Origin of the sequence: Tardiphaga sp. (assembly GCF_025356345.1) — a bacterium.
GTDB lineage: Bacteria > Pseudomonadota > Alphaproteobacteria > Rhizobiales > Xanthobacteraceae > Tardiphaga.
The window spans coordinates 1-7,209 of the sequence record NZ_JANXTC010000425.1 but is presented as its reverse complement, the minus strand read 5'-3'; the positions used below and the strand labels follow the sequence as shown (position 1 = coordinate 7,209).

The 7,209-nt window shown below is 63.2% G+C and carries 6 protein-coding genes and 1 pseudogene; 6 read left to right on the top strand and 1 reads right to left on the bottom strand.

What is annotated here, in order from left to right; genetic code table 11:
- The first annotated feature begins 161 nt into the window (after window positions 1-161).
- The 3 genes from cysS to cimA all read left to right on the top strand — a co-directional run bounded on the left by cysS (window position 162) and on the right by cimA (window position 3,779).
- Window positions 162-1,556: a cysteine--tRNA ligase gene (gene cysS / locus Q0S16_RS26120; RefSeq protein WP_295855433.1), complete on the top strand. Its 1,395-nt coding sequence runs from the start codon at window positions 162-164 to the stop codon at window positions 1,554-1,556.
- 115 nt (window positions 1,557-1,671) lie between these two features.
- Window positions 1,672-2,184: a GNAT family N-acetyltransferase gene (locus Q0S16_RS26115; protein WP_295855429.1), complete on the top strand. Its 513-nt coding sequence runs from the start codon at window positions 1,672-1,674 to the stop codon at window positions 2,182-2,184.
- Entirely contained in the window at window positions 2,181-3,779 is a 1,599-nt protein-coding gene (gene cimA, locus Q0S16_RS26110; protein ID WP_295855425.1) for a citramalate synthase, read from the top strand. The genes Q0S16_RS26115 and cimA overlap by 4 nt, the downstream gene beginning before the upstream one ends.
- A gap of 95 nt (window positions 3,780-3,874) precedes the next feature.
- On the opposite strand, the gene Q0S16_RS26105 is transcribed toward cimA, so the two are convergent.
- Window positions 3,875-4,480 carry a TIGR00730 family Rossman fold protein gene (locus Q0S16_RS26105; protein ID WP_295855423.1) on the bottom strand — a complete coding sequence of 202 codons (606 nt, stop codon included), beginning with the start codon at window positions 4,478-4,480 and terminating at the stop codon, window positions 3,875-3,877.
- Between the two features lie 210 nt (window positions 4,481-4,690).
- Here Q0S16_RS26105 and Q0S16_RS26100 point away from each other — a divergent pair, with 210 nt between their 5' ends.
- The 3 genes and pseudogenes from Q0S16_RS26100 to Q0S16_RS26090 all read left to right on the top strand — a co-directional run.
- Window positions 4,691-6,634 (top strand): ABC transporter ATP-binding protein/permease, encoded by a 1,944-nt coding sequence (locus tag Q0S16_RS26100; RefSeq protein WP_295855420.1) that lies wholly within the window; start codon window positions 4,691-4,693, stop codon window positions 6,632-6,634.
- 83 nt (window positions 6,635-6,717) lie between these two features.
- Window positions 6,718-7,113 (top strand): endonuclease domain-containing protein, encoded by a 396-nt coding sequence (locus tag Q0S16_RS26095; protein WP_295855408.1) that lies wholly within the window; start codon window positions 6,718-6,720, stop codon window positions 7,111-7,113.
- Window positions 7,114-7,125: 12 nt separating this feature from the next.
- Window positions 7,126-7,209 (top strand): annotated as a pseudogene (locus Q0S16_RS26090) (phosphatidylserine decarboxylase family protein); the annotation flags it as partial.

Genomic DNA, 7,209 nt, shown 5'->3' with positions numbered 1-7,209 from the left:
CCTTGACGCCGTGCCCCGGGCTGGGACATGGTAGAACCATGAACGGTCTCCTCGCCATCTGCAGCATTTGCCGCGAGATTATTAGCTAGCGATTCGCTGGCTGAGGCCGTCTTTTCTCAACATGAGATCATCGGACGCCCGGCCGCAACGGACGGATATCCATGTCATTACGCCTCTACGATACGTTGACGAAGGAGAAGCGGCCGTTCACGCCGCTCGATCCCAAAAACGTGCGCATGTATGTCTGCGGGCCGACGGTTTATGACTTCGCCCATATCGGCAATGCGCGCCCGGTGATCGTATTCGATCTGCTGTTCCGGATGCTGCGTTACATTTATGGTCCGGACCAGGTCACCTATGTCCGTAACATCACCGACGTAGATGACAAGATCAACGACCGCGCGGCCCGCGATTTTCCGGGCCTGCCGCTGAACGACGCCATCCGCGCCGTCACCGAGAAGACCGCCGACCAGTTCCAGACCGATGTTGAAGCGCTCGGCTGCCTGCCGCCGACCTTCCAGCCGCGCGCCACCGACTTCGTGCTGCCGCGCGCGGACGGCAAGACCGACATGGTGACGCTGATCCAGCAATTGATCGCGCGCGGCCATGCCTATGAGGCCGCGGGCGAAGTGCTGTTCGATACCGAATCGATGCCGGAATACGGCGCGCTGTCCGGTCGCAAGCTCGATGAGCAGCAGGCGGGCGCCCGCGTCGCCGTCGACGCCCACAAGAAGCACCCGACCGATTTCGTGCTGTGGAAGCAGTCATCCGCCGAAGAGCCGGGCTGGGAAAGCCCGTGGGGCAGGGGCCGTCCGGGCTGGCACATCGAATGCTCGGCGATGGCGGAGGCGTATCTCGGCCAGACCTTTGATATCCATGGCGGCGGGCTCGATCTGATCTTCCCGCACCATGAAAATGAAATCGCGCAGTCACGCTGCGCGCACGGCACGCAGGCGATGGCGAACACCTGGATGCACAACGGGTTTCTGCAGGTCGAGGGTGAGAAGATGTCGAAATCGACCGGCAATTTCGTCACCATCCGCGAATTGCTGAACGACTGGCCCGGCGAGGTGCTGCGTCTCAACATGCTGAAGACGCATTATCGCTCGCCGATCGACTGGACCGTGAAGGGCCTCGAGGAAAGCGCCCGGACGCTCGACGACTGGTATTGGGTCGCCGCCGATTCCAAGGGCGGTCATCCCGCCAACAAGGTGATCGACGCGCTGTCCGACGATCTCAACACGCCGCAGATGATCGCGGCGCTGCATCTGCTACGCAACAGCGCCGCGGCCGGCGACGAGAAGGACCGCGGCAAGTTTGCCGCTTCGTTACGTATGCTTGGCTTCCTGTCGGAGAGCGCCGCCGAGTGGGCCGCGCGCAAGCAGCAGGGCGGCGGCGTCGATGCGGCCAAGATCGACAGCTTGATCGCCGATCGAACCGACGCGCGCGCCAACAAGGACTTCAAGGAATCCGACCGGATCCGCGATCAGCTTGCCGCGATGGGCGTGACGATCAAGGATTCCAAGGAAGGCACCAGCTGGGAGATCGCGCGATGAGCCGGCCCGACACGCCGTTTCCGCGGCACTGGCGCTATTACATCCTGGTCAAATGGCTGCTGATCGCCGGCGCCATCGCGCTGGCGTTGAAACTCGTCGGATACTGGTAAGCGCCATGGGACAGACCATGCCACAAACCACGCTGCGGCCGTTCCTGCCGACCGATACCCCGATGCTGGCGGCGATCTTTACCGCCAGCATCATGCAGCTGACTGGCGATGATTATAGTGAGGAACAGCAGGCGGCGTGGGCCAGTGCCGTTGGCGACGAGGCCGCGTTCGGCAAGCGCCTCGCCGGGCAGCTGACGCTGATCGCCAGCCTGCAGAATTCGCCGGTCGGCTTTGCCTCGCTGAAGGGCATCGATCACATCGATCTGCTCTACGTGCATCCGAGCGCCGTGTTGCGCGGCGCCGCCGCTCTGCTATGCGACGCGCTGGAGAAGCTGGCGGCTGCCCGCGGCGCCGCGAGTCTCACGGCGGATGTCAGCGACAACGCGCAGGAGTTCTTCGAGAAGCGCGGCTACATCGCGACCCAGCGCAACACCGTCACCGTCAACGGTGAATGGCTTGCCAATACCACCATGAAAAAGACGCTCGGCGTGGCCGCGCCCACCGTCGCGCCGTCGTGACCCGCGAGCGGCTGTATCTGTTCGACACCACGCTGCGCGACGGGGCGCAGACCAATGGCGTCGACTTCACGCTGCACGACAAGCGTCTGATCGCCGCGATGCTGGATGATCTTGGCATCGACTATATCGAGGGCGGCTATCCCGGCGCCAATCCAACCGACACCGAGTTCTTCGCGCACAGGCCGAAGCTGGCCAACGCGACCTTCACCGCCTTTGGCATGACGCGGCGGCCTGGCCGTTCGGCGGCGAACGACCCCGGGCTGGTGATGCTGCTGGACGCCAGCGCGGACGCGATCTGCTTCGTGGCCAAGGCTTCAGCCTATCAGGTCCGTGTTGCCCTGGAGACCACCAATGACGAGAACCTCGCCTCGATCCGCGACAGCGTCGGTGCCGCGAAAGCCGCGGGGCGCGAGGTGCTGCTGGATTGCGAGCATTTCTTCGACGGTTACAAGGAGGATCCGGCCTTTGCGCTCGCCTGCGCCCAAGCCGCCTATGAGGCTGGAGCGCGCTGGGTAGTGTTGTGCGATACCAATGGCGGGACCATGCCGCACGAAATTTCAAGCATTGTTGGCGCGGTGACCCGGCATATCCCCGGCAGCCATCTCGGCATTCATGCCCATAATGATACCGAGCAGGCGGTGGCCAATTCGCTGGCGGCGGTACGCGCCGGCGTACGCCAGATCCAGGGCACCCTGAACGGTCTCGGCGAGCGCTGCGGCAATGCCAATCTGTGCTCGCTGATCCCGACGCTGCGGTTGAAGCCGGAATTCGCCGACGCCTTCGACATATCGGTCACGCCGGAAAAAATGGCGACCTTGAAGCGGGTTTCACGCACGCTCGACGACATGCTCAATCGCGCACCTGATCGTCATGCCGCCTATGTTGGCGAGAGCGCCTTCGTCACCAAGACCGGCATCCATGCCTCGGCGGTGTTGAAGGACCCGCGTACTTACGAACACGTGGCCCCCGAGGCGGTCGGCAACCACCGCAAGGTGCTGGTATCCGACCAGGCTGGACGCTCCAACGTGATCGCCGAATTGCAACGTGCCGGCATCGCTTTCGACAAGGCCGATCCGAAGCTGGCGCGGCTGGTCGAGGAAATGAAGGAACGCGAGGCCGCCGGCTATGCCTATGAATCGGCGAACGCGTCGTTCGACCTGCTGGCGCGGCGGACGCTCGGCAAGGTGCCGGAATATTTTCGCGTCGAGCAGTTCGACGTCAACACCGAGCAGCGATATAATTCCAATGGCCAGCGCGTCGTGGTGGCGATGGCGGTGGTCAAGGTCAACGTCGCCGGCGCGACGCTGATTTCGGCCGCCGAAGGCAACGGCCCGGTCAATGCGCTCGACGTCGCGCTGCGAAAAGACCTCGGCAAATACCAGAAATATATCGCCGGCCTGCGGCTGGTCGACTACCGCGTCCGCATTCTTAACGGCGGCACCGAGGCGGTGACGCGGGTGCTGATCGAGAGCGAGGACGAGCAGGGCGAACGCTGGACGACGGTCGGCGTTTCGCCGAATATTATCGACGCCTCGTTCCAGGCGCTGATGGATTCCATCATCTACAAGCTGGTGAAAACGAACGCCCCTGTATAGGTAGGATGTCGCGGCACGGACGAGATCGCTGACCAGAAAAGTCCGAGATTCCAAGCTCGCGGCTGGTTACCACCGTCCGCGCTCCGGTAGGGCAATTACAGCCGGCTGGCAACCTCGGGCGCCAGCTTCAGGGCATCGTCCGATGCCTTGGCGGCAGCGCTGCGGAGCCGGGGCAGGATGTCCTCGACGCGCTCGGCCTTCAATACTTCCAGCGGCAATGTGGGCCGGATGAAGGCCGTGCCGCGCATATGGTCGAGCAGCTCGAGCAGCGGCTCCCAGAAATTCTCGATATTGGCGAGCAGGATCGGCTTGCTGTGGCGGCCGAGCTGCTGCCAGGTCAATTGCTCGACCAACTCCTCCAGCGTGCCGATGCCGCCGGGCAATGCGACGAAGGCGTCCGAGCGCTCGAACATCAGCCGTTTGCGCTCGTGCATGTCGTGGGTGACGATCAGTTCCTGCGCCCCGGTCAGTGCATTTTCGCGCTTGGTCAGGAAGTCCGGGATGATGCCGGTGACCCGGCCGCCATGGTCGAGCACCGATTGCGCCACGGCGCCCATCAGGCCGATCGAACCGCCACCATAGACCAGACCGACCCCATTCTCGGCCAGTGACTTGCCGAGCTCAATGGCCGATTCGACGAAACGGGGATTGGTGCCGGGGCCGGAGCCGCAATAGACACAGACGGTTTTGATAATGCTCATGCAATTTATGTGGCAGTGCGGGATCACAGCGTCAAGATGCCGTTGATCGGAAGGCGGAAATTTCCCGCGGCAAACCGGTCGCTAAAGGCAAAAGAATGCTGCTGCATGGGTGCGGCGATCTGCCGAACATCCTATATGCATCAGATATGAAACCGACCCCGAATCCCATGCGACCGCGCGCGGTCGCCTCGCTCGTTCCAGGCACCCTTGATGGCTGAACCCGACACCTCCCTGAACGCGGCGGCTGCTCCCATCCCTGAAAATACCGTCGAACGCGGCACCTTGCTGGCGACGCTGGTTCATTTGTGGCCCTACATCTGGCCCGGTGATCGCCACGACCTCAAGATGCGCGTGTTGTGGTCGATGCTGCTGCTGCTGGTCGCCAAACTGGCGACGCTGACAGTCCCGTTCACCTTCAAATGGGCGATCGACGCGCTGACCGGCGCCGATACCGCCCCGGTGGCGTCGTCGAACTGGACGTTGTGGCTGATTGCCTCGCCCGTCATCATGACCGTCAGCTACGGCCTGATCCGCGTGCTGATGGCCGTGCTGACGCAATGGCGTGACGGCATCTTCGCCAAGGTGGCAATGCATGCGGTGCGCAAGCTGGCCTACCTGACCTTCGTGCACATGCATGAACTGTCGCTGCGCTTCCATCTCGAACGCAAGACCGGCGGGCTGACGCGGGTGCTGGAGCGCGGCCGGCTCGGCATCGAGGTCATCGTCCGCATGGTGATCCTGCAGCTGGTGCCGACCGTGGTCGAGGTCACGCTGCTGATGGGCGTGCTGCTGTGGCAGTTCGACTGGCGCTATGTGCTGGTCACCGCGGTGACCGTCGTGGTCTACATGTACTACACCTACATCGCGACCGAGTGGCGGATCGAAATTCGTCGCAAGATGAATGAGTCGGATACCGACGCCAACACCAAGGCGATCGACTCGCTGCTGAATTACGAGACCGTCAAATATTTCAGCGCTGAGGAGCGCGAGGCCGAGCGTTACGATCTCTCGATGGCGCGCTACGAAAAAGCCAGTGTGAAGACCTATACGTCGCTGGCACTGCTCAATACCGGACAGGCGATCATCTTCACCTGCGGCCTTACCGCGACGATGCTGATGTGCGCCATCGGGGTGCGCAGCGGCCGCAACACGGTTGGCGATTTCGTGATGATCAATGCCATGATGATCCAGCTGTACCAGCCGCTGAATTTCATGGGCATGGTGTATCGCGAGATCAAGCAGGCGGTCATCGACATCGAGAAGATGTTCGGCGTGCTGCAGCGCAATCCCGAAGTCAAGGATCTGCCCGGCGCACAGCCGCTGCTGGTCACGTCCGGCCATGTGCGGTTCGACGATGTGAGGTTCTCTTACGATGCCGAGCGACCGATCCTGAAGGGTCTCAGCTTCGAGGTGCCGGCGGGCAAGACGGTGGCCATTGTCGGGCCGTCCGGTGCCGGCAAGTCGACGATCTCGCGGCTGCTGTTCCGGCTCTACGACGTCTCCGGCGGCACCATCTCGATCGATGGCCAGAACATCCGCAATGTCACCCAGTCTTCGCTGCGCGCCTCGATCGGCATGGTGCCGCAGGACACTGTCCTGTTCAACGACACCATCCGCTACAACATCCGCTACGGCCGCTGGGACGCCACCGACGCTGAGGTGGAGGAGGCGGCCCGGCTGGCGCAGATCGATGGCTTCATCCGGATTTCGCCGAAGGGCTACGATACCGAGGTCGGCGAGCGCGGGCTGAAGTTGTCGGGCGGCGAGAAGCAGCGCGTGGCGATCGCCCGGACCGTTTTGAAGGCGCCGCCGATCCTGCTGCTCGACGAGGCCACCTCGGCGCTCGACAGCCATACCGAGCAGGAAATCCAGGACGCTCTGGAGAAGGTGTCGCGCAACCGCACCTCGCTGGTGATCGCGCACCGGCTGTCGACCATCGTCGGCGCCGATGAGATCATCGTGCTCGACCAGGGCCGCATTGCCGAGCGCGGCACCCACAGCCAATTGCTGGCCGCCAGCGGCCTCTATGCGAGCATGTGGAACCGGCAGCGCGAGGCCCAGGAGGCGCGCGAGCGACTGGCCTTGATCGCGGATGAGGCGAGTGCGCCGAACCGGGTGCCGCCGGCCTTGTTGACGCCGGACGCGGCGGAGTAATTTTTTCTTCCTCTCGCCCCCAGCGCAGCGAAGCTACGCTTGGGGGAGAGGGGGCCGCGCGCAGCGCGGACGGGAGAGGGGGGATGTCACGGGAGTTCGCCAAATCCTTGCGCGCCAACATGACAGACGCCGAGCGGCGGCTCTGGTATCGACTGCGCGCCGATCGCCTGCAAGGCATCAAGTTCAAGCGGCAGATCCCGATCGGACAGTACGTGGCCGATTTCGCCTGCATGGAGCGGAAGTTGCTGGTCGAAGTCGATGGCGGGCAGCACGCGGAAAGCGATTCCGACGTTGAGCGAACGAAATGGCTAGAAGATCGAGGGTTTCGCATCCTGCGGTTCTGGAATAATGAAGTCCTGAACGAGACGGACGCGGTGCTGGAGATTATTCTGGCTGCCGTGGTCGTCGCCGGCCCCTCTCCCGGCGCGCCTGGCGGCGCGCCACCCTCTCCCCGACGGGGAGAGGGGAAAGAAGAATAGAGCGAAGTTTACATGTCCATCGCCAATTCGATCACTGCGCAGATCCCGCCCATCCACAAGGAAGGCTACCCGTTCATCGGCGCCTTTGCCGTGGCC